The sequence below is a fragment of the Pseudomonas sp. TZ252 genome (assembly GCF_056110345.1).
On sequence record NZ_CM148566.1, the window covers coordinates 1,068,881 to 1,088,831 of the forward strand.

Below are 19,951 nucleotides of genomic sequence, written 5' to 3' on the forward strand. Positions count from 1 at the left end.
CGGGCTCTGTGCTTTGCCCGTCTAGCGCAGGCGGAAATACGGCTCCGGCTCCGCGCACGGATCGCGCTGGGCGCAGCCCTTGCAACCGCCGCCGCAACCGCCCGAGCTTTGCGCAGCCACCCGCTCGACCTTGCCGAGCGCGATCAGCCGCTCCAGGATCGCCTCCACCAGCGCCGGCGGCGCGTCCACCTGGCGGCTGAGCTGTTTCAGCCCACGCGCCTGGCCGTCTTCCAGGGCGGCGCGGAGCTGCATGAGTGTCGCCATCAGTGACATCCTCCCTGCCCGCTCGGGGCATCGGCCATTCGGCCTGGCAGTTGCAGTACCTGCTCACGGCCGAACAGACGCAGGCAGGTCATCAGGATCAGGTTGAAGAGCAGCACCACGGCGATGGTCAGGACGCTACGCTCGGGGTGCGCGGCGAAGGTGGCGACCTGGTAGCAGAGGGTCGCCAGCGAGTAGGCGACGTTCAGCCCCCAGAGCACCGAGAAAGCCATCCAGCCCTTGCTGCTTTCCCGGGCGATCGCGCCCATGGCGGTCACGCAGGGCACGTAGAGCAGGACGAAGACCAGATAGCTGTAGGCCGCGATGGGGCTGCCGAACTTGCTCGCCATGGTGCCCATCGAGCCGGTCTCCATGTCGCCGTCGGCCATGCTCGCCTCCACCGGGTTGGCCAGCACGCTGAGGCTGAAGGTATCGACCAGGCCGTCCCAGGTCTCGACCAGGGCCTCGCGCAGTTGCCCGGGCAGGTCGTAGCCTTCGTAGTCGAAGGCCTCGCCCTGGATCTGCTCGGCGGTGTAGAGGGTGTTCAGGGTGCCGACCACCACTTCCTTGGCCATCGCCCCGGTGACCAGGCCGACGGTGGCCTGCCAGTTGTCCGGCTGCACCCCGAGCGGCGCCAGCAGCGGAGTGAGACGCTGGCTGACGCTGGCCAGCGCGGAATGGCCGATGTCGCCCTGCACCGGCTTGCCGTCGAGGGTGATGCTGTTCAGGCCGCCGATCACCAGGCTGACCAGGATGATCACCTTGCCGGCCCGCACCACGAAGCCGCGCAGGCGCGACCAGGTCTGCAGCAGCAGGCTCTTAAGGTGTGGCACATGGTACAGCGGCAGTTCCATGACGAACGGCGAGGCCTCGCCGCGCATCAAGGTGTGCTTGAGCAACAGCCCGGTGAGGATCGCCACGACGATGCCGAGCAGGTACAGGGAGAAGATCACCAGCGCGCCGCCCTGGCCGAAGAAGGCCCCGGCGAATACGGCGAAGATCGCCAGGCGCGCGCCGCAGGACATGAACGGCGCCATCATGATGGTAATCAGCCGCTCGCGCTGCGCGTCCAGGGTCCGCGCGCCCATGATCGACGGTACGTTGCAGCCGAAACCGACGATCAGCGGCACGAACGACTTGCCCGGCAGGCCCAGCGCCTGCATCAGGCGGTCCATGACGAAGGCCGCGCGTGCCATGTAGCCGGAATCCTCGAGCAGCGAGAGGAACAGGTACATCAAGCCGATCTGCGGCACCAGCGGCAACACCGTGTTGACCCCGCCACCGATGCCCTGGGCGAGGAACACCGTGAGCCAATCGGGCAGGCCGAAGCGGATACCCAGCCACTGGATGCCGTCGATGAAGATCGCCGACGAGCCCTTGTCGAAGATCGGCTGTAGCGCCCCGCCGATGTTGATGGCGAAGAAGAACATCAGGTACATCACCAGCAGGAAGATCGGCAGACCCAGCCAGCGATTCAGGACGACCCGGTCGAGCCATTGGGTCAGCCGGTGCGGCTGAGCCTGCTGGTGGTCGCAGACCGCCGCACAGATCTCGCCGATCAGTCGGTAGCGCGCATCGACGATCGCCAGCTCGGGCTCCTCGCCGCAGCCCTGGCGCGCCTGTTCCAGGGTGGCGGGCGGCAAGCCCAGCGCCGGGCCGTTGAAGATGTCGCCTTCCAGCGCCTGTAACGCCAGCCAGCGCGGCTCGATGGCCGAGGCCGCCGGAGCGCGCGTTTCCAGAAGGTAGCCGACCTGCGCCTGGATGGCCGGTGGGTAATCCACCGCCAGCGCCGCCTGCGGGAGCTGTAGGGAGTCGATGGCCGCCTTCAGTTCGTCGATGCCATCGGCGCGGGTGGATACCAGCGGCACCACCGGGCAGCCGAGACGCCGCGCCAGACCGTCGATATCGATGCGGATGCGCTGGCTACGGGCGATGTCGAGCATGTTCAGCGCGACGATGCAGGGGATGCCCATCTCCCGCAGTTGCACCGTGAGGTACAGGTTGCGCTCCAGGTTCGCCGCATCCACCACGTTGACCAGCACGTCCACTTCGCCGCTGGCGATGTAGCGGCAGGCGATCTGCTCGTCCAGCGAGGCCTGGGCGGAAACGCTGGTCAACGAATAGGTGCCGGGCAGGTCGACCAGGCGTACCGCGTGACGGACGGTATGGAACGCACCCTCCTTGCGCTCCACGGTGACGCCGGCCCAGTTGCCGACCCGCTGGCGCGAGCCGGTGAGCTGGTTGAACAGGGTGGTCTTGCCGGAGTTGGGATTGCCGATCAGGCCGAGGGTCAATGCGGTCATGGGGATTCCGGGCGGGGTCAGTCGAGCGGGACGAGGGTCAGCAGGGCGAGGTCCTTGCGCCGCAGCGCCAGGCTGGTCTGGCGGGTCTCGACCTGGATCGGGTCGCCCAGCGGGGCGATGCGCACCACGCGCAGCGCCGCGCCGGGCAGAAGCCCCATGGAGAACAGGCGTTGGCGATAGCCGTTGCTGATGGCGGGGGAATAACCGGTGATGCGGTAGGAACGGGACGGTTGCAGTGCGCTCATGGCGGATTCCAGGCAGAGGAAGGGACCAATGGCCTCCCTGGCCGGTGACCGAGAATCTAAACGACTCTCACTTAAGGCTCGCTTAAGGACGCAGTATCGGAGTGGAGGAGCAGCGGATTCGCTGATCCAGAGCAATGGAAGCGGGGATTTTCGCCGGGCGCGGCGAACTGTCGCCGCCAGCGCCCGGTGCGACGGGCGGCTGGCGGCGCAAGGGGTCAGCGGGTATTGAGCTGCTGCTGCAGGTTCTGCACCTGGGCCTGGAGGGTGTTGATGTTGCGCATCACCTGGGTGCGGAAGGCGTCGAACTCGGCGGTATTGCCGCCCTGGGCCGGGCGGTTGTCGAGCTGGCTGCGCAATACCAGCAGGTCATCCTGGATACCCTTGATCGTCTGGCTCGGGTTGCCCTGCTTCTTCAGCGCCGCGACATCGCCGCCGAGGACCTTGAGTTGCTCGTTGGTCTTGCCCAGTTCGACCTGCAGGGCTTTCAGCTTCTCCTGTTCGGCGGCCAGTGTCTGCAGCTTGCCGTCCAGTTGCGCGACCAGTTGCGCCGCGCTTTCCTGCTGGGCCTTGAGATCGCTGGCCAGTTGGTCGAGGCGTTTGCCCTGGCCGCCGAACTGGTTGCTCACATCGGCCTGCTGGCGTTCCTGGCTGCCGAGTTTCTCCTGCAGTTGCTTGACCTGCAGGCGCAGCGCCTCGCGTTCGCTGGTGACGCTGGACTCGCTGGCGACCACCTTGCCGCGAATGTCGTCGAGGCGCCCGGCGGCTTCCTCGCTGATCCTTACGAAGCTTTCCTGGGTCGCCACCAACTGCTGTTCCATCAGGCTGATTTGCTGGTGGCTCCACCAACCCACCCCGGCGAGGGCGATCAGCATCGCCCCGAGCAGGGCCCAGAGCGGGCCGGTAGAGGCCGGACGGCGCTCCTTGGTGTCGACGACCCGGCGCTGCTCCGGTTCGTAGACGTGCCGCGGGTGGTGGCCGAATTCATCACGGTCGGCAGCATCGGTGGTCAGGCTGGGCACATCGTCGAGTTCGTCGAAAGCATCGTTACGCATGGTGAAAACCTGTGAAGGGGAACGGCATCCTGCCGGAGGCCTGGAGAAAGGGCCGAATGGCGCATTATATCGGTTCGGCCCCGCCCCTTCAGCGTCTGCTCGAAGCAAATTGCCGGACCGGGGCGCTCCACCGCGAAGCCGTGCGCCCCAAGACGGAGCGAACGTTGTCCGGCACAGACCGCCGCAGGCCGCCAGCGGTTCCCCGCCCCGCACGCCGGCGCTGGTCCGCGGCCCGCATGGCACGTCGCTTGCCTGGGCATTGCCGGGCAGATTCGAGAGCCGGAGGATGCATGGAGTTGAACAAATCCTTGCTGGATTGCATGCGCGCCGTGCGCCGACGCCTACGCGAGGAACAGGCGCTGGATATCCACTTCCAGCAACGCGATGCGATCGCCGCGATGCAGGCGGCCTGCGCCCGCTCCGGCGATGCGACGACGCGGGAGCTGGGACAGCGCCTCGGCAGGCTCAGCGGGGTCGCGCTGCCGCCGGCGGAACCTTCCCTGTTGCCCGCGCAGGCGCCGAGCCGACAATACGCCGGCCCGTTGCGCGGCTAATCAGAGTCCCTGGGCGCGCCACCAGGCGCAGAACTCGTCAAGCGCGGTCCACAGGCTGACCCGCGGGTCGTAGTCGAGGTATTCGCGGGCGCGGTTGATGTCCAGGGTGAAGTTCTTCGCCATCACCGCCATGCCCAGGCGGAACAGCACCGGCTCCGGGCGCCCCGGCAGGATCCGGCAGACGCCTTCGTTGAGCGCCGCCAGGCCATAGCCGACGGCATACGGCAGGTGACCGCCGACCGGCGGCAGGTCGAGCTGGCGCATCACGTAGTTGACCGCATCCCAGAACGGTACCGGCTGCCCGTTGCTGATGTTGTAGACCTTGCCCAGCGCCGGCTCGCCGGCCAGCAGGCAACTGAACAGCGCGTCGTTGAGATTGTGCACGCTGGTGAAGTCGACCCGGTTCAGGCCGTTGCCGAGGATCCGCAGGCGTCCCTTGCGGTGGGCCTGGATCATTCGCGGGAAGATGCTGGTGTCGCCGGCGCCGACCACGAAGCGCGGACGCAGCGCCAACACTTCCAGGCCCAGGTCGCGAGCGCTGAGCACCAGTTGCTCGGCCTGGTACTTGGTCGCCCCGTAATGGTCGGAAAAACGCCGGGGTACGTACTCTTCGTTCAGGTCCAGGTGGTCGCGCCCGTCGAAATAGATCGACGGCGACGACAGATGCACCAGGCGCCGCACCTTTTGCCGCATGCAGGCCTCGACGACGCTCTCGGCAAGCCCGACGTTGGCCGCCAGGAAGCGTTCGCGCGGCCCCCAGACTCCGACCGCGCCGGCACAATGCACCACCGCCTCGACATCCTCGCAGAGGCGCAGGACCAGCGCCGGGTCGGCGAGGTCGCCGGGAACGAACTCGGCGCCCCGCGCCACCAGATGTTCCACCGCGTCCGCACGACGACCGCTGACCCGTACCGACAGGCCCTGCTCCAGGGCGAAGCGAGCGAAACGCCCGCCGATGAAGCCCGTCGCCCCCGTTACCAGAATCCGCATTGCGTTTCTCCCGTTGTTCTTCTTGTGCCGCGACTCTAGCAACCCGGAGCCGCGCCACCACTGGCACAGCATGCCAGAACAACGACCTTGCGGGCCGCCGGCACGACTTGCGTTGGGCGACAGAAGCGGCGCTGCGCGCTACAAGGTCTAACCTGAAAGCCACCTGCACGCTGGGAGACGCACCATGGCCAGTCACTGGATGATCTACGGCGCCAACGGCTACACCGGCCGGCTGGTCGCTGAACAGGCGCAGCGCGAGGGCCTGACGCCGCTCCTCGGCGGACGCAACCCGGCCGCCCTGCACGCGCTCGGCAGCCAGCTCGGGCTGGAGTGCCGGGTCTTCGACCTGGGGGATCCGCAGGCCTGCCGCGAAGCCCTGGACCAGGTGAAGGTGGTGGCCCATTGCGCCGGTCCGTTCTCTGCCACCAGCACGCCGATGATCGCCGCCTGCCGCGCCGCCGGCACCCACTACGTGGATATCACTGGAGAGATCGCGGTGTTCGAGCAGGCCCACGCCGGCGACGCCGAGGCCCGCGAGGCCGGCATCGTGGTCTGCCCGGGCGTCGGCTTCGATGTGATCCCCACCGATTGCCTGGCCGCCTGCCTGAAGGAGGCGCTGCCGGACGCGCAACGGCTGGCGCTGGGCTTCGACACCGGCAGCGGGCTTTCGACGGGAACCGCGAAGACCAGCGTCGAAGGCCTCAAGTTCGGCGGCAAGATCCGCGAGAATGGCCGCCTGCGCGACGTGCCGCTGGGCTACAAGCGCCGCGACATCGATTTCGGCCGCGGCCTGCGGCACGCCGTGACGATTCCCTGGGGCGACGTGGCCACCGCCTACTACAGCACCGGCATCCCGGACATCGAGGTCTACCTGCCGGCGCCGCCGCTGCTGGCCCTGGGCATGCGCCTGATCGACCCGCTGCGTCCGCTGCTCGGTCGGCAACGGGTCCAGGACTGGCTCAAGGGGCAGGTCGACAAACGCATCGCCGGCCCCGACCAGGCGGCCCGCGAGCGCCTGCGCACCTGGGTCTGGGGCGAGGCGCGCAACGCCCGCGGCGAACGCCGCACGGCGCGCCTGGAGACGGCCAACGTGTACGACCTGACCCTGCACGGCGTGCTCCTGGCAGTGCGCCACCTGCTGGACTACCAGGGTCCCGGCGGCTACTTCACGCCATCGCGGTTGCTCGGCGCGCGCTGCGTCGAATCGTTGCCCGGCTCCGGACGAATCACCGTCATCGGCTGATCAGCCTGACACCCGCACCAAGCCGTCGCCGGCGCGGGCGAGCAGGTGCTCGGTGAGCGACGCGAGCAGTTCGCCGCCGTTGCGCCAGTAGTGCCAGTACAACGGTACGTCGATGACCTGGCCGGGCAGCAGCTCGACCAGTTCGCCGCGCGCCAGCTCGCCTTGCACCTGGCGCTCCGGCACCAGGCCCCAGCCGAGACCGCCGGCGGTGAGGCGGACGAAACCTTCCGAGGACGGGCAGAGGTGGTGGATGAAACCGCCCTCGACGCCGAGGTCCTTGAGAAAGCGGTGTTGCAGCAGGTCGTCCGGGCCGAACACGATCGCCGGCACGCCGGCCAGGGCGGCCGCCTCGACCCCGCGGGGAAAGTGCCGGGCAATGAAATCCGGGCTGGCCAGGCCGCGATAACGCATGGCTCCGAGCAGCAGCGAACGCGCGCCGGCCACCGGCCGCGCGCTACCGCAGACGCAGCCCGCCACTTCGCCCGCGCGCATGCGCTTGAGCCCGACCTCCTGGTCCTCCACCACAAGGTCCAGCAGCACCCGCCGCTCGGCGCAGAAATCGCCCACCGCGGCGGCCCACCAGGTCGCCAGGCTATCGGCGTTGAGAGCGATGCGCAGGCGTTCCGGGGCACCGCCTTCATCCAGGTTCGGCACCCAGCGCTGCAGGTCGCCCTCCAGCAGCCGCACCTGCTGCACATGGTTGAGCAGGCGGCGCCCGAGATCGGTGGGATGCGGCGGCGTCTCGCGCACCAGGACCGGCTGGCCGACCCGCGCCTCGAGCAGCTTGATCCGCTGCGATACCGCCGACTGCGACAGCCCCAGCGCCTGTGCGGCGCGCTCGAAACCGCCCTGCTCCACCACTGCGGCCAGCGCGGCGAGCAACTTGTAGTCGAACAAAATCAGTTTTCCTAATGAGAGATCAGCAGGATTCGTTTTCCTTATAAACCGCCCGCGGCCACACTCGCCAGCACTTTTCCGATCCACCCGACGCGGACCGACCATGGCTGGCGAAACCTCGCTGCGCCCCCTGCTGCGCACGCTCACTCCCGAACTCAATCCCGGCGACTATGTGTTCTGTACCTGCGCCGCTGGCGCGCTGCCGAACGGCGCCGAGCCGCTCGCCAGCTTCCGCGAGCGCGAGGGCCTGACCCTGGTGCTCGAACGCCGGCAGGCCGAACGCCTGGGCCTGCCCTACGAATACGTGGCGGCCTGGATCACCCTGACGGTGCACTCCTCGTTGGCGGCGGTGGGCCTGACCGCCGCCTTCGCCACGGCGCTGGCCGAAGCCGGGATCAGTTGCAACGTGATGGCCGGCTATTTCCACGACCACCTGTTCGTCGCCCGCGACGAGGGCCGGCGCGCCCTCGCCGTGCTCCAGCGGCTGGCGGCGGAGGCACACTGACATGTGGCAGAGCTATCTCAACGGCATCCTGGTGGCTGCCGGCCTGATCATCGCCATCGGCGCGCAGAATGCCTTCGTCCTCGCGCAGAGCCTGCGCCGCGAGCATCACCTCTCGGTAGCCGCGCTCTGCGTGTTCTGCGACGCGGTGCTGGTCAGCCTCGGCGTGTTCGGCCTGGCCAAGCTGCTGCTGGAAAACCCGACGCTGCTGGCCATCACCCGCTGGGGCGGGATCGCCTTCCTGACCTGGTACGGGCTCAAGGCGCTGCTTCGCGCGTTGCGCCCGGACGCCCTCGGCAACGCCGCGGAAACCGGGCCACGCTCGCGCAAGGCGGTGCTTCTGGCGGCACTGGCGGTCACCCTGCTCAACCCCCACGTCTATCTCGATACCGTACTTCTTATCGGTTCGCTCGGCGCCCAGCAGGCCGCGCCGGGCGCCTATGCCCTCGGCGCGGCCAGCGCCTCGCTGATGTGGTTCTTCGCCCTCGCCCTCGGCGCGGCATGGCTGGCCCCCTGGCTGGCGCGCCCGGCCACCTGGCGCCTGCTCGACCTGATGGTGGCGGCCATGATGCTGGGCATGGCCGCGCAACTGCTGTTCCGGGGATAACGCGGTTTCTGTCTTCCCGAGCGAACCCTCGCGCCGCCAGGCAGTCCAGAGAGAATGTGGCGGTGTTCGCCGGCGAGCTTGCAGAAGCCCGTCGCAGCGCGCCGCCGCCGGCCTTTGCCCCTACAGTTGCTGCGTGGATATGCCCCGACACGGGTGCTATGATCCGGAGTTCGCGGCACTGGGAGCCTAGGCTCCGAGTCGCACCCGGCGCCCTTTCCGGAGCGCTCCGCCGAACGTCCCCCCGGGGATCCAGGACGGGCTCCCGGACAGGCATCGGACCGGCCCCGTGAACCGGTCGCGCGCTAGCCGCGCCAGTCCTGACCTGAGGAAGAATAGGAGAGACACCATGGCTTTCGAATTGCCGCCGCTGCCTTACGAAAAGAACGCCCTTGAGCCGCACATTTCCGCAGAAACCCTGGAATACCACCACGACAAGCACCACAACACCTACGTGGTGAACCTGAACAACCTGATCCCGGGTACCGAGTTCGAAGGCAAGAGCCTCGAAGAGATCGTCAAGAGCTCCTCCGGCGGCATCTTCAACAACGCCGCCCAGGTGTGGAACCACACCTTCTACTGGAACTGCCTGAGCCCGAACGGCGGTGGCCAGCCCACCGGCGCCCTGGCCGACGCCATCAACGCCGCCTTCGGCTCCTTCGACAAGTTCAAGGAAGAGTTCACCAAGACTTCCGTCGGCACCTTCGGTTCCGGCTGGGGCTGGCTGGTGAAGAAGGCCGACGGCTCCCTGGCCCTGGCCAGCACCATCGGTGCCGGCAACCCGCTGACCAGCGGCGACACCCCGCTGCTGACCTGCGACGTCTGGGAACACGCCTACTACATCGACTACCGCAACCTGCGTCCGAAGTACGTCGAGGCGTTCTGGAACCTGGTCAACTGGGACTTCGTAGCGAAGAATTTCGCTGCCTGAGTCTGATCAGAACCACGAAAAAGCCCGGCATTCGCCGGGCTTTTTCGTTTTAATCTGCGGTCCAGGAGCCATCGTCTACCCTCAGGAACTGGTAGACCTTCGCTCGTGATAGCCTCTTGAGGTAAACAAGCTCTTCCTACCGGCTTGTCTTTCGCCCTGGCGACGAACAAGGAAGGCCCCTTGAAACTGGACTCCCGACACAGCCTCTCGCTCAAGCTGCTGCGTGTCGTGCTACTGGCGGCGCTGGCCGTTGGCGTAGTGCTCAGTTGCGCGCAGATCGTCTTCGACGCCTACAAGGCCAAGCAGGCGGTGAGCAGCGACGCCCAACGCATCCTCGCGATGGTCCGCGACCCTTCCACCCAGGCGGTCTACAGCCTCGACCGGGAAATGGCGATGCAGGTCCTCGAAGGCCTGTTCCAGCACGAGGCGGTGCGCCAGGCGAGCATCGGCCATCCCGGCGAGCCGATGCTGGCGGAGAAATCCAGGCCGCTGCTGGACCTGCCGACGCGCTGGCTGACCGACCCGATCCTCGGCCAGGAACGCACCTTCAGCATTCGACTGATCGGCCGCCCGCCCTATAGCGAATACTACGGCGACCTGAAGATCACCCTGGACACCGCGCCCTACGGCGAGAACTTCGTCACCACTTCGGAAATCATCTTCATCTCCGGCATTCTCCGCGCCCTGGCCATGGGCCTGGTGCTGTTCCTGGTCTACCACTGGATGCTGACCAAGCCGCTGTCGAAGATCATCGAGCACCTGGTCAGCATCAATCCCGACCGCCCCAGCCAGCACCAGTTGCCGCTGCTCAAGGGGCACGAACGCAACGAGCTGGGGCTCTGGGTGACCACCGCCAACCAGTTGCTCGCCTCGATCGAAAGCAACAGCCACCTGCGCCGCGAGGCCGAAGACAACCTGCTGCGCATTTCCCAGTACGACTTCCTCACCGGCCTGCCGAACCGCCAGTTGCTGCAACAGCAACTCGACCAGATCCTCGACGGCGCCGGCCGCCAGCAGCGCCGGGTAGCAGTGCTGTGCCTGGGCCTCGACGATTTCAAGGGGATCAACGAGCAGTACACCTACCAGCTCGGCGACCAGTTGCTGATCGCCCTCGCCGACCGCCTGCGCGGGCACAGCGCGCGGCTCGGTTCGCTGGCGCGCCTGGGCGGCGACCAGTTCGCCCTGGTCCAGGCCGACATCGAGCAACCCTACGAGGCGGCCGAACTGGCGCAGAGCATCCTCGACGGCCTGGAAGCGCCGTTCGAGATCGACCAGCACGAGGTGCGCCTGCGCGCCACCATCGGTATCACCCTGTTCCCCGAGGACGGCGAGACCACGGAGAAACTGCTGCAGAAGGCCGAGCAGACCATGACCCTGGCCAAGACCCGCTCGCGCAACCGCTACCAGTTCTACATCGCCAGCGTGGACAGCGAGATGCGTCGCCGCCGGGAACTGGAAAAGGACCTGCGCGACGCCCTGCAGCGCCACGAGCTGCACCTCGTCTACCAGCCGCAGGTGGACTACCGCGACCACCGCGTGGTCGGCGTCGAGGCGCTGCTGCGCTGGCAACATCCGTTGCACGGCTTCGTCCCGCCGGACCTGTTCATCCCGCTGGCGGAACAGAACGGCAGCATCTTCAGCATCGGCGAGTGGGTGCTCGACCAGGCCTGCCGGCAGTTGCGCGAATGGCACGACCAGGGCTTCGACGACCTGCGCATGGCGGTCAATCTTTCCACCGTGCAGCTCCACCACAACGCCCTGCCACGGGTGGTCAGCAACCTGCTGCAGGTCTACCGCCTGCCGGCGCGCAGCCTGGAGCTGGAAGTCACCGAGACCGGCCTGATGGAGGACATCTCCACTGCCGCCCAGCACCTCCTCAGCCTGCGCCGCGCCGGCGCGCTGATCGCCATCGACGATTTCGGCACCGGCTATTCCTCGCTGAGCTACCTGAAGAGCCTGCCGCTGGACAAGATCAAGATCGACAAGAGTTTCGTCCAGGACCTGCTGCAGGACGAGGACGACGCGACCATCGTTCGCGCCATCATCCAGCTCGGCAAGAGCCTGGGCATGCAGGTGATCGCCGAGGGCGTGGAAACCGCCGAGCAGGAGGCGTACATCATCGCCGAAGGTTGCAACGAAGGTCAGGGCTACCTGTACAGCAAGCCGCTGCCGGCCAGGGAACTGACCCAGTACCTCAAGCAGGCGCGACGCCTGAGCCAGGCCACCAGCAGCGAACGGCCCTGATCAGAACAGGCGGCTGAACAGCCAGCCCGCCAATAGCGCGCTGCCCAGGCAGAGCAACGCGGCCCCCGCCGCCTGGCGGCGCAGTTGCACGGCGAGATCGTCCTCGCCCTGGCTGGAGAGAATGAAGGGATGCGCCTCCCCCGGCTTGCCGAGCCGGTGGCGGGTCGGCGCGGCGCTGCTTGCCCGATGCCGATCCTCGGCCTCCAGCCGTGCCGCCAGGCGCACCCGGTTCCATTCGCGCTCGTCCAGCTCGCCGTTGCCGTCGCTGTCGAAGCGCGCCAGCAGCCCGTGGAAATCGCCCTTCCATTCACGGATCACCGCACCCTGCGCCCGTTCGGCATCGAGTCCCTGGCGACCGCCACCGCTGCTGCGGAATTCGCCCAGCGCATAGAGCGGCTCGCCGGCATGCAGGCGCTCCTCGGTGTAGCGGTAGAGCCGCTCTCCGCCGACCAGGGTGCCGAAGCTCTCCAGCAGTCGCAGGGTATCGATCGGTGCTTCGCGAAAAGCCTCCCAGCGCTGCAGGGTCAAGGGTCGCACCTCGGCGCCGCGTGGGTCGACCAGGCAGGCATCGGTGGCATCGCGCAAGCCGAATGGCGACTCGCTGGCACCTTTGTCGACGGTGCGCCAGGCCTTCTCGCGGCCACTGCGCTTTTCCTCGACTTCGATGCGGTAGCGCCACCACAGGCACGGCTTGCCGGTCAAGGGAGCCTGCAGCGGGCCTTCCGGGCCCTCCTCGAGCACCCCGTAGAGTTCGACGAAACCCTGCGCCGCCGAACGGATCCGCGAGGTCGGTACGTCGCCGAGCAGGCGCGCCCGGGCAAGGCGGTGCACGAACTGCCAGCCGGCCCAGGCGCAGAGCCCCAGGCTGGCGGCGATGAACAGCCAGCGCAGGTCGAAGTCCATCTCAGCCGAACAGGGCCTTGAGATCGACGTCGGCCTTCTCCGCCTCGCTGAACTGCAACAGCTCGGCGGCCTTGAAGCCAGCGACACGAGCGATCAGCAGGTCGGGAAATTGCTCGATGCGCACGTTGTTCAGGTTCACCGCCTCGTTGTACAGCTCGCGGCGATCGGCGATCCCGTTCTCCAGGCCGCTGATGCGCTGGGAAAGGAACTGGAAACTTTCGTTGGCCTTGAGCTGCGGGTAGTTCTCGGCCAGCGCGAAGAGCTGCCCCAGGCCGGCGCGCAGGCCGCTCTCGGCCTTGCCCAGGGCATTCACGTCGGCGCGCTCGCGGGCGCTGGCGACGGCGTTGCGGGCGGCGATGACCCGCTCCAGGGTGGCGCGCTCGTGCTGCATGTATTGCTTGCAGGCCTCGACCAGCTTCGGCAACTCGTCATGGCGCTGCTTGAGGAGCACGTCGATGTTGGCCCAGGCCTTGCCCACGGCGTGCTTCAGCCGTACCAGGCCGTTGTAGAGCACCACCGCGTAGCCGGCGAGCAGCAGCAGGACAACCCAGAAAGCGATAGCGGTCAGACTCATGGACGGAGCTCCGGACGAAGATACTGGCATTCTAGCTGCGCCCGACATGTCCAGGCACGACGGCGATCACGCTGCGCCCTTTTCAAAAATGCAAATCTTTCGCATTATGTGGCGGTTTTTTAACGCCCTCGCGGGTGTTTCCGACAAGCGCACGCCGCTTCGGCACGCCACCAATAAAGCAAAGGAATCCGCCATGACTCGTATGCCCCTGGCCACCGCCAGTCTGCTGGCCCTCGCCATCTCCCTCGCCGGCTGCGGCGACGACAAGAAAGCCGAAGCGCCCGCAACACCGGCGGCCAGCACGCAGCCCGCCGCGCCCGCCGCCGCCCCGGCCGCCAAGGTCGACGAGGCCGCCGCCAAGGCGGTGATCAAGAACTACGCGGACCTCGCCGAAGCCACCTTCGCCGATGCCCTGAGCACCGCCAAGGACCTGCAGAAAGCCATCGACGCGTTCCTCGCCAAGCCTGACGCGGAGACCCTGAAAGCCGCCAAGGAAGCCTGGTTCGCCGCTCGTACCCCCTACTCCCAGAGCGAAGCCTTCCGCTTCGGCAACGCGATCATCGACGACTGGGAAGGACAGGTTAACGCCTGGCCGCTGGACGAAGGCCTGATCGACTATGTCGCCAAGGACTACCAGCACGCCCTGGGCAACCCTGGCGCCACCGCCAACATCGTCGCCAACACCGAGATCCAGGTCGGCGAAGACAAGATCGACGTCAAGGAAATCACCGGCGAGAAACTGGCCAGCCTGAACGAGCTGGGCGGTTCCGAAGCCAACGTCGCCACCGGCTACCACGCCATCGAGTTCCTCCTCTGGGGCCAGGACCTGAACGGCACCGGTCCGGGCGCCGGCAACCGTCCCGCCACCGACTATGCCCAGGGCAAGGACTGCACCGGCGGCCATTGCGACCGTCGCGCCGCCTACCTGAAGGCCGTCACCGACCTGCTGGTCAGCGACCTCGAATACATGGCCGGACAGTGGAAAGCCGGCGTCGCCGACAACTACCGCGCCAAGCTGGAAGCCGAACCGGTGGATACCGGCCTGCGCAAGATGTTCTTCGGCATGGGCAGCCTGTCCCTCGGCGAACTGGCCGGCGAGCGCATGAAGGTCGCGCTGGAGGCCAACTCCACCGAAGACGAGCACGACTGCTTCAGCGACGACACCCACCACACCCTGTTCTTCAACGGCAAGAGCATCCGCAACATCTACCTCGGCGAGTACAAGCGCATCGACGGCAGCGTGGTCAAGGGCCCGAGCCTGGCCGACCTGGTCGCCAAGGCCGACGCCGCCGCCAACGACACCCTGAAGGCCGACCTGGCCGACACCGAGGCCAAGCTGCAGGCCATCGTCGACAGCGCCGAGAAGGATGGCGTGCACTTCGACCAGATGATCGCTCCGGACAACAAGGACGGCCAGCAGAAGATCCGCGACGCCATCGCCGCCCTGGTCAAGCAGACCGGCGCCATCGAGCAGGCCGCTGGCAAGCTGGGTATCCAGGACCTGAAGCCGGACAACGCCGACCACGAGTTCTGATTCCTTCCTGCGCCAACAGCGTGCGGCCCATGGCCGCACGCTGCGTTTCAGGGCCTCGAAAGCGGACTTCGCGGGCCTTTACAAACGCAAATCCCTCTTATTTTGATTAGCCCCAACTGGTAAGCTTGCGGGCTGTTTCCACGCAGTCCCGGGATGTTCGCCGATGTCGTTGCCGTCACCTTCCATGCCGCTTGCCTGTCTCCTGACGGCGCTCCTTCTGGGCGGATGCGGCGCCGACGACGAACCGCTGCGCGCCGAGCCCGGCGAACACCTGTCCGGGGGCGCGACCACGGTGCTGCAAAGCGACCGCAACGCCTTCTCCCTGCCCTCCGCCAACCTCGCCCCGAGCCGGCGCCTGGACTTCAGCGTGGGCAACAGTTTCTTCCGCAACCCCTGGGTGATCGCCCCTTCCTCCACCACCGCGCGCGACGGTCTGGGACCGCTGTTCAATACCAACGCCTGCCAGAACTGCCATGTGAAGGACGGCCGCGGCCACCCGCCGGGAGCGGACGCGGTCAGCGCGGTGTCGATGCTGGTACGCCTGTCGATCCCGGCCGGCCCTGCGGACGGCAAGACCCTGTTGCACCAGGGGGTGATTCCCGAGCCGACCTACGGCGGCCAGTTGCAGGACGTCGGCATTCCCGGCGTCGCCCCGGAAGGCAAGGTGCGGGTGGACTACGAGCCGCTGAAGGTGAGGTTCGAGGACGGCACCGAGGTCGAACTGCGCAAGCCGATCCTGCGTATCAGCCAGCTCGGCTATGGGCCGATGCATCCGCAGACGATGTTTTCCGCCCGCGTCGCCCCGCCGATGATCGGGCTCGGCCTGCTCGAGGCGATTCCCGAAGAGGCGATCCTGGCCAATGCCGATCCGGACGACCGCAACGGCGACGGTATCCGCGGGCGCGCCAACCAGGTCTGGGATGCCGCGCGGCAGCGCACCGCGCTCGGCCGCTTCGGCTGGAAGGCCGGCCAGCCGGATATCCCGCAGCAGAACGCGCACGCCTTCGCCAACGACATGGGCCTGACCAGCAGCCTGCTGCCCCACGACGACTGCAGCGCCGCCCAGGTCGAGTGCCGCCGGGCGCCCGACGGCGGCGAGCCGGAAGTCAGCGACAACATCTTCGCCCAGGTGCTGTTCTACAGCCGCAACCTGGCGGTCCCGGCGCGGCGCAAGGTGGACGACCCGCAGGTGCTGGCCGGCAAGCGCCTGTTCGCCCAGGCCAACTGCGTGGCCTGCCACGTTCCCGCCTTCACTACCGGTTCCGACGCCAGCGAGCCGGAGCTGGCCAACCAGCGGATTCGTCCCTATTCCGACCTGTTGCTGCATGACATGGGCGACGGCTTGGCGGACAATCGCCCGGAATTTCTCGCCAGCGGGCGGGACTGGCGAACCCCGCCGCTATGGGGCATCGGCCTGACCGAAACGGTCAACGGCCACACCCAGTTCCTCCACGACGGGCGCGCCCGCAATCTGCTGGAGGCGATCCTCTGGCACGGCGGCGAAGCCGAAGCGGCCAAGCGGCACGTGCTCGGCTTCGACGCCGACCAGCGCAGCGCCCTGCTGGCCTTCCTGAATTCACTCTGAGGAGCCCACATGTTCCGCCCACGACTGCTCTTGACCAGCCTCGCCATCGCCCTCGGCGCCTGCTCGCCGCAAGACCCGCAGGCCGTCACCAGTGCCGCCCTGGCGCAACAGGTGATCCTGCCGACCTACAGCCGCTGGGTGGAGGCCGACCAGGCCCTGGCCAGCAGCGCCCTGGCCTACTGCCAGGGCAAGGAAGACCTGGCCAAGGCCCGCGACGCGTTCCACGCCGCGCAGAAGGCCTGGGCCGAGCTGCAACCGCTGCTGATCGGCCCGCTGGCCGAGGGCAACCGCGCCTGGCAGGTGCAGTTCTGGCCGGACAAGAAGGACCTGGTCGGGCGCCAGGTCGAACAGTTGCTGAAGAACAACCCGCAGGTCGACGCCGCGGCCCTGGCCAAGGCCAGCGTGGTGGTGCAGGGGCTCTCCGCCTACGAATACATCCTCTTCGACAGCAAGATCGACCTCGCCGACGCCGCCACCAAGGCCCGCTATTGCCCGTTGCTGGAAGCCATCGGCACCCACCAGCAGCAACTGGCCCAGGACATCCTGGCGCGCTGGAAGAACGACGGCGGCATGCTCACCCAGATGAGCAAGTTCCCCAACGACCGCTACGCCGACGCCCACGAGGCGATCGCCGAGCTGCTGCGGGTCCAGGTCACCGCCCTGGACATGCTGAAGAAGAAACTCGGTACTCCGCTGGGCCGGCAGAGCAAGGGCATTCCCCAGCCCTACCAGGCCGAGGCCTGGCGCAGCAACGCCTCGCTGGCCAGCCTGGACGCCAGCCTGAGCGGCGCCCAGGCGCTCTGGGAAGGTATCGATGGCAAGGGCCTGAAGACCCTGCTGCCGGCCGAACAGAAGGCCCTGGCCGACAAGATCGACGCCGCCTACGCCGAAAGCCACGCGAAGCTGGCGGCGCTGGAACAGAAACCGCTCTCCGAACTGCTCGCCAGCGAAGACGGGCGCAACCAGCTCAACGCCCTCTATGACAGCCTGAACGTGGTCCACCGCCTGCACGAAGGCGACCTGGCCCGCGCCCTCGGCGTGCAACTGGGCTTCAACGCCAACGATGGCGACTGAGGTCGGCACCATGCTGCGACGTCATGTGATCGGCCTGGGCAGCCTGCTGCTCGGCGCCTTGTCCTTCGGCGGCTGGAGCTTCAGCCGCCTGGGTAGCCAACCGCTGGTGCTATCGGCGCGCGACGACGCCGATGGCCAGCATTACGCGGTGGGCTACCGCCTGGACGGCAAGTGCCAGTTCGCCACCCGCGTGGCCCAGCGCTGCCACGACATCGTCCAGCACCCGAGCCTGCCGCTGGCGCTGTTCGTCGCCCGCCGGCCAGGCACCGAAAGCTACCTGATCGACCTGAACGACGGTTGCCTGCTGCAGACCCTGGTCTCGCAGAAAGACCGCCACTTCTACGGCCACGGCGTGTTCCACCAGAGCGGCGAGTGGCTCTACGCCACCGAGAACGACACTACCGATCCCGGTCGCGGCGTGCTCGGCGTCTACCGTTTCGACGGCGAGCGACTGCAGCACAGCGGCGAGATCTCCACCCACGGCCTCGGGCCGCACCAGGTTTCCTGGATGCCCGACGGCGAGACCCTGGTAGTGGCCAATGGCGGCATTCGCACCGAGGCGGAAAGCCGGGTCGAGATGAACCTCGACGCCATGGAGCCCAGCCTGGTGCTGATGCGCCGCGACGGCAACCTGCTGTCCAAGGAAACCCTGGCGCAGCAGATGAACAGCGTCCGCCACCTGGCGATCGGTCGCGACGGCACCATCGTCGCCGGCCAGCAGTTCATGGGCGATGCCCACGAACATGCCGACCTGCTGGCGATCAAGCGCCCCGGCCGTCCCTTCGAAGCCTTCCCGGTGGCCGAGGAGCAGCGCCTGGCGATGGCCCAGTACACCGCCAGCGTGGCGATCCACGACGACCTGCGCCTGGTGGCCCTGACCGCCCCGCGCGGCAACCGTTTCTTCATCTGGGACCTGGACAGCGGTGCCGTACGCCTCGACGCGCCGTTGCCGGACTGCGCCGGCGTGGGCGCGGTGAAGAACGGCTTCGTCGTCACGTCCGGACAGGGCCGTTGCCGCTTCTACGACTGCCAGGGCGAGCGCATCGCCGCGCAACCGCTGGAGCTGCCTTCCGGCCTCTGGGACAACCACCTGCACCTGGCCTGAGAGCGCGGCGTCAACCTCTCGCCATACCGGTCCGCGAAAGTCGGAAGCGACCTGCAACACGCTTGAAATCTTTCGCCAATCCTGTGCTTTGACAAGCCTTGAAAGCTGCACGTAATGTGTCGGATTCGCCCCGAAACGGGGCGCTCTCGGCATACCAGGGACCAGGATTATGTTGCTCCGCCGCATGTTGATCATGCTCGCCGCGGTGATCGCCGTGGTGGCGATTCTCGCCGGCTACAAGGTCTACTCCATCCGTCAGCAGATCGCCCTTTTCAGCGCACCGAAACCGCCGATCAGCGTGACCGCCAGCCTGGCCGAAAAGCGTCCCTGGCAGAGCCGCCTGCCAGCCATCGGCAGCCTCAAGGCATTCCAGGGCGTGACCCTCACCGCCGAAGTCTCCGGCACGGTACGCGACGTACTGTTCCTTTCCGGCGACCAGGTGAAGCTGGACCAACCGCTGATCCAGTTGGAAAGCGACGTCGAGGAAGCCACCCTGCGCACTGCCGAGGCCGATCTCGGCCTGGCCAGGGCCGAGTACCAGCGCGGCCGCGAACTGATCGGCAGCAAGGCCATCTCGAAAAGCGAATTCGATCGTCTCGCCGCGCAGTGGGCCAAGACCAGCGCCACCGTCGCCGAGCTGAAGGCGGCGCTGGCGAAGAAGCGCGTGCTCGCGCCCTTCGCCGGGACCATCGGCATCCGCCAGGTGGACGTCGGCGACTACGTCTCGCCCGGGACGCCGATCGCCACCTTGCAGGACCTTTCCACCCTGCTCCTGGATTTCCACCTGCCCGAGCAGGACTTCCCCCTGCTCAGCCGCGGCCAACTGGTGAAGGTCCGGGTCGCCGCCTACCCCGCCCAGGTGTTCGACGCCGAGATCGCCGCCATCAACCCCAAGGTCGACAACGAGACCCGCAACCTGCAGGTCCGCGCTGCCCTGGAGAACCCGGACGGCAAGCTGCTGCCGGGCATGTTCGCCAACCTCGAGGTGATGTTGCCTGGCGAGGAACAACGCGTCGTGGTCCCGGAGACGGCGATCACCTTCACCCTCTACGGCGACTCGATCTACGTCGTCGGGCAGAAGAAGGACGAGCAGGGCCAGGTGTCGAAGGATGACAAGGGCCAGCCGCAACGGGTCGTCGAGCGCCGCTTCGTCAGGATCGGCGAACGCCGCGAAGGCCTGGCGGTGGTGCTCGAAGGCCTGGAGGGCGGCGAGCAGGTAGTGACTTCCGGGCAACTGAAGCTCGACAACGGCGCCGCGGTGGCCATCGTCGCCGAGCGGGACCTCCAGCAAGAGCACTGAGTCGCGCGCCTTCCCACTCCGTGGCGGAAGGCTTGCCAAGGGACTGAAAC

19 protein-coding genes are annotated in these 19,951 nt (G+C 67.4%); 11 read left to right on the top strand and 8 right to left on the bottom strand.

The genetic code is table 11. The features are described 5' to 3' along the window. Nucleotides 1-21: 21 nt before the first annotated feature. The 4 genes from ACYAF3_RS04940 to ACYAF3_RS04955 form a co-directional block, all read right to left on the bottom strand. Nucleotides 22-264 carry a FeoC-like transcriptional regulator gene (locus tag ACYAF3_RS04940; protein ID WP_003103812.1) on the bottom strand — a complete coding sequence of 81 codons (243 nt, stop codon included), beginning with the start codon at nt 262-264 and terminating at the stop codon, nt 22-24. Then, nucleotides 264-2,564, bottom strand: a complete 2,301-nt coding sequence (gene feoB / locus ACYAF3_RS04945) for a Fe(2+) transporter permease subunit FeoB (protein WP_003103814.1) — start codon at nt 2,562-2,564, stop codon at nt 264-266. Before feoB ends, ACYAF3_RS04940 begins: the two co-directional genes overlap by 1 nt. A gap of 17 nt (nt 2,565-2,581) precedes the next feature. After that, complete coding sequence (gene feoA / locus ACYAF3_RS04950; protein WP_003103819.1) at nt 2,582-2,809, bottom strand: ferrous iron transporter A; 228 nt, start codon at nt 2,807-2,809, stop codon at nt 2,582-2,584. 215 nt (nt 2,810-3,024) lie between these two features. Beyond that, on the bottom strand, nt 3,025-3,861 hold the full coding sequence (locus tag ACYAF3_RS04955) for an ATPase (protein WP_023465232.1): 837 nt from the start codon (nt 3,859-3,861) through the stop codon (nt 3,025-3,027). 290 nt (nt 3,862-4,151) lie between these two features. Here ACYAF3_RS04955 and ACYAF3_RS04960 point away from each other — a divergent pair, with 290 nt between their 5' ends. Further along, complete coding sequence (locus tag ACYAF3_RS04960) at nt 4,152-4,415, top strand: hypothetical protein (RefSeq protein WP_003103821.1); 264 nt, start codon at nt 4,152-4,154, stop codon at nt 4,413-4,415. On the opposite strand, the gene ACYAF3_RS04965 is transcribed toward ACYAF3_RS04960, so the two are convergent. Then, complete coding sequence (locus ACYAF3_RS04965; RefSeq protein WP_003103823.1) at nt 4,416-5,405, bottom strand: NAD-dependent epimerase/dehydratase family protein; 990 nt, start codon at nt 5,403-5,405, stop codon at nt 4,416-4,418. Nucleotides 5,406-5,589: 184 nt separating this feature from the next. Between ACYAF3_RS04965 and ACYAF3_RS04970 the strand changes: the two genes are divergently transcribed. Continuing rightward, nucleotides 5,590-6,648: a saccharopine dehydrogenase family protein gene (locus tag ACYAF3_RS04970; RefSeq protein WP_003093996.1), complete on the top strand. Its 1,059-nt coding sequence runs from the start codon at nt 5,590-5,592 to the stop codon at nt 6,646-6,648. On the opposite strand, the gene ACYAF3_RS04975 is transcribed toward ACYAF3_RS04970, so the two are convergent. After that, a complete protein-coding gene (locus tag ACYAF3_RS04975) occupies nt 6,649-7,551 on the bottom strand; it encodes a LysR family transcriptional regulator ArgP (RefSeq protein ID WP_003120877.1) in 903 nt (300 codons plus the stop codon). A gap of 97 nt (nt 7,552-7,648) precedes the next feature. Here ACYAF3_RS04975 and ACYAF3_RS04980 point away from each other — a divergent pair, with 97 nt between their 5' ends. The 4 genes from ACYAF3_RS04980 to bifA all read left to right on the top strand — a co-directional run bounded on the left by ACYAF3_RS04980 (nt 7,649) and on the right by bifA (nt 11,826). Next, the gene (locus ACYAF3_RS04980; RefSeq protein WP_023087796.1) at nt 7,649-8,050 is read left to right on the top strand and encodes an ACT domain-containing protein; all 402 of its coding nucleotides are present in this window, start codon (nt 7,649-7,651) and stop codon (nt 8,048-8,050) included. Between the two features lies 1 nt (nt 8,051). Further along, on the top strand, nt 8,052-8,654 hold the full coding sequence (locus tag ACYAF3_RS04985) for a LysE/ArgO family amino acid transporter (protein ID WP_128669487.1): 603 nt from the start codon (nt 8,052-8,054) through the stop codon (nt 8,652-8,654). A gap of 346 nt (nt 8,655-9,000) precedes the next feature. Next, on the top strand, nt 9,001-9,582 hold the full coding sequence (gene sodB, locus ACYAF3_RS04990; protein ID WP_003094005.1) for a superoxide dismutase [Fe]: 582 nt from the start codon (nt 9,001-9,003) through the stop codon (nt 9,580-9,582). Between the two features lie 180 nt (nt 9,583-9,762). Continuing rightward, nucleotides 9,763-11,826, top strand: coding sequence for a cyclic-di-GMP phosphodiesterase BifA (gene bifA / locus ACYAF3_RS04995; RefSeq protein WP_003094007.1), 2,064 nt, complete (start codon nt 9,763-9,765; stop codon nt 11,824-11,826). On the opposite strand, the gene ACYAF3_RS05000 is transcribed toward bifA, so the two are convergent. Continuing rightward, nucleotides 11,827-12,729 (bottom strand): GIDE domain-containing protein, encoded by a 903-nt coding sequence (locus ACYAF3_RS05000; protein ID WP_003116195.1) that lies wholly within the window; start codon nt 12,727-12,729, stop codon nt 11,827-11,829. 1 nt (nt 12,730) lies between these two features. Further along, nucleotides 12,731-13,303 carry a LemA family protein gene (locus ACYAF3_RS05005; protein WP_003094011.1) on the bottom strand — a complete coding sequence of 191 codons (573 nt, stop codon included), beginning with the start codon at nt 13,301-13,303 and terminating at the stop codon, nt 12,731-12,733. A gap of 193 nt (nt 13,304-13,496) precedes the next feature. On the opposite strand from ACYAF3_RS05005, the gene ACYAF3_RS05010 reads away from it, so the two are divergent. The 5 genes from ACYAF3_RS05010 to mexV all read left to right on the top strand — a co-directional run bounded on the left by ACYAF3_RS05010 (nt 13,497) and on the right by mexV (nt 19,901). Further along, the gene (locus ACYAF3_RS05010) at nt 13,497-14,837 is read left to right on the top strand and encodes an imelysin family protein (protein WP_003112765.1); all 1,341 of its coding nucleotides are present in this window, start codon (nt 13,497-13,499) and stop codon (nt 14,835-14,837) included. A 163-nt stretch (nt 14,838-15,000) separates the two neighbouring features. After that, nucleotides 15,001-16,422, top strand: a complete 1,422-nt coding sequence (locus tag ACYAF3_RS05015; protein WP_003102642.1) for a di-heme oxidoreductase family protein — start codon at nt 15,001-15,003, stop codon at nt 16,420-16,422. A gap of 9 nt (nt 16,423-16,431) precedes the next feature. Beyond that, nucleotides 16,432-17,496, top strand: a complete 1,065-nt coding sequence (locus ACYAF3_RS05020; RefSeq protein WP_042913166.1) for an imelysin family protein — start codon at nt 16,432-16,434, stop codon at nt 17,494-17,496. A 10-nt stretch (nt 17,497-17,506) separates the two neighbouring features. After that, on the top strand, nt 17,507-18,601 hold the full coding sequence (locus ACYAF3_RS05025; protein ID WP_003120887.1) for a DUF1513 domain-containing protein: 1,095 nt from the start codon (nt 17,507-17,509) through the stop codon (nt 18,599-18,601). A 169-nt stretch (nt 18,602-18,770) separates the two neighbouring features. Further along, complete coding sequence (mexV, locus tag ACYAF3_RS05030; RefSeq protein ID WP_003123284.1) at nt 18,771-19,901, top strand: multidrug efflux RND transporter periplasmic adaptor subunit MexV; 1,131 nt, start codon at nt 18,771-18,773, stop codon at nt 19,899-19,901. Nucleotides 19,902-19,951: the final 50 nt, after the last annotated feature.

Bases quoted from the DNA above. Each gene is read 5' to 3' on its own strand.
- feoB (WP_003103814.1), bottom strand. From the start codon at position 2,564: ATGACCGCATTGACCCTCGGCCTGATCGGCAATCCCAACTCCGGCAAG.
- ACYAF3_RS04965 (WP_003103823.1), bottom strand. From the start codon at position 5,405: ATGCGGATTCTGGTAACGGGGGCGACGGGCTTCATCGGCGGGCGTTTC.
- ACYAF3_RS04985 (WP_128669487.1), top strand. From the start codon at position 8,052: ATGTGGCAGAGCTATCTCAACGGCATCCTGGTGGCTGCCGGCCTGATC.
- ACYAF3_RS05025 (WP_003120887.1), top strand. From the start codon at position 17,507: ATGCTGCGACGTCATGTGATCGGCCTGGGCAGCCTGCTGCTCGGCGCC.
- ACYAF3_RS04960 (WP_003103821.1), top strand. From the start codon at position 4,152: ATGGAGTTGAACAAATCCTTGCTGGATTGCATGCGCGCCGTGCGCCGA.
- ACYAF3_RS05010 (WP_003112765.1), top strand. From the start codon at position 13,497: ATGACTCGTATGCCCCTGGCCACCGCCAGTCTGCTGGCCCTCGCCATC.
- ACYAF3_RS04955 (WP_023465232.1), bottom strand. From the start codon at position 3,861: ATGCGTAACGATGCTTTCGACGAACTCGACGATGTGCCCAGCCTGACC.
- mexV (WP_003123284.1), top strand. From the start codon at position 18,771: ATGTTGCTCCGCCGCATGTTGATCATGCTCGCCGCGGTGATCGCCGTG.
- ACYAF3_RS04970 (WP_003093996.1), top strand. From the start codon at position 5,590: ATGGCCAGTCACTGGATGATCTACGGCGCCAACGGCTACACCGGCCGG.
- sodB (WP_003094005.1), top strand. From the start codon at position 9,001: ATGGCTTTCGAATTGCCGCCGCTGCCTTACGAAAAGAACGCCCTTGAG.
- ACYAF3_RS04940 (WP_003103812.1), bottom strand. From the start codon at position 264: ATGGCGACACTCATGCAGCTCCGCGCCGCCCTGGAAGACGGCCAGGCG.
- ACYAF3_RS05005 (WP_003094011.1), bottom strand. From the start codon at position 13,303: ATGAGTCTGACCGCTATCGCTTTCTGGGTTGTCCTGCTGCTGCTCGCC.
- ACYAF3_RS05020 (WP_042913166.1), top strand. From the start codon at position 16,432: ATGTTCCGCCCACGACTGCTCTTGACCAGCCTCGCCATCGCCCTCGGC.
- ACYAF3_RS04980 (WP_023087796.1), top strand. From the start codon at position 7,649: ATGGCTGGCGAAACCTCGCTGCGCCCCCTGCTGCGCACGCTCACTCCC.
- ACYAF3_RS05000 (WP_003116195.1), bottom strand. From the start codon at position 12,729: ATGGACTTCGACCTGCGCTGGCTGTTCATCGCCGCCAGCCTGGGGCTC.
- ACYAF3_RS05015 (WP_003102642.1), top strand. From the start codon at position 15,001: ATGTCGTTGCCGTCACCTTCCATGCCGCTTGCCTGTCTCCTGACGGCG.
- feoA (WP_003103819.1), bottom strand. From the start codon at position 2,809: ATGAGCGCACTGCAACCGTCCCGTTCCTACCGCATCACCGGTTATTCC.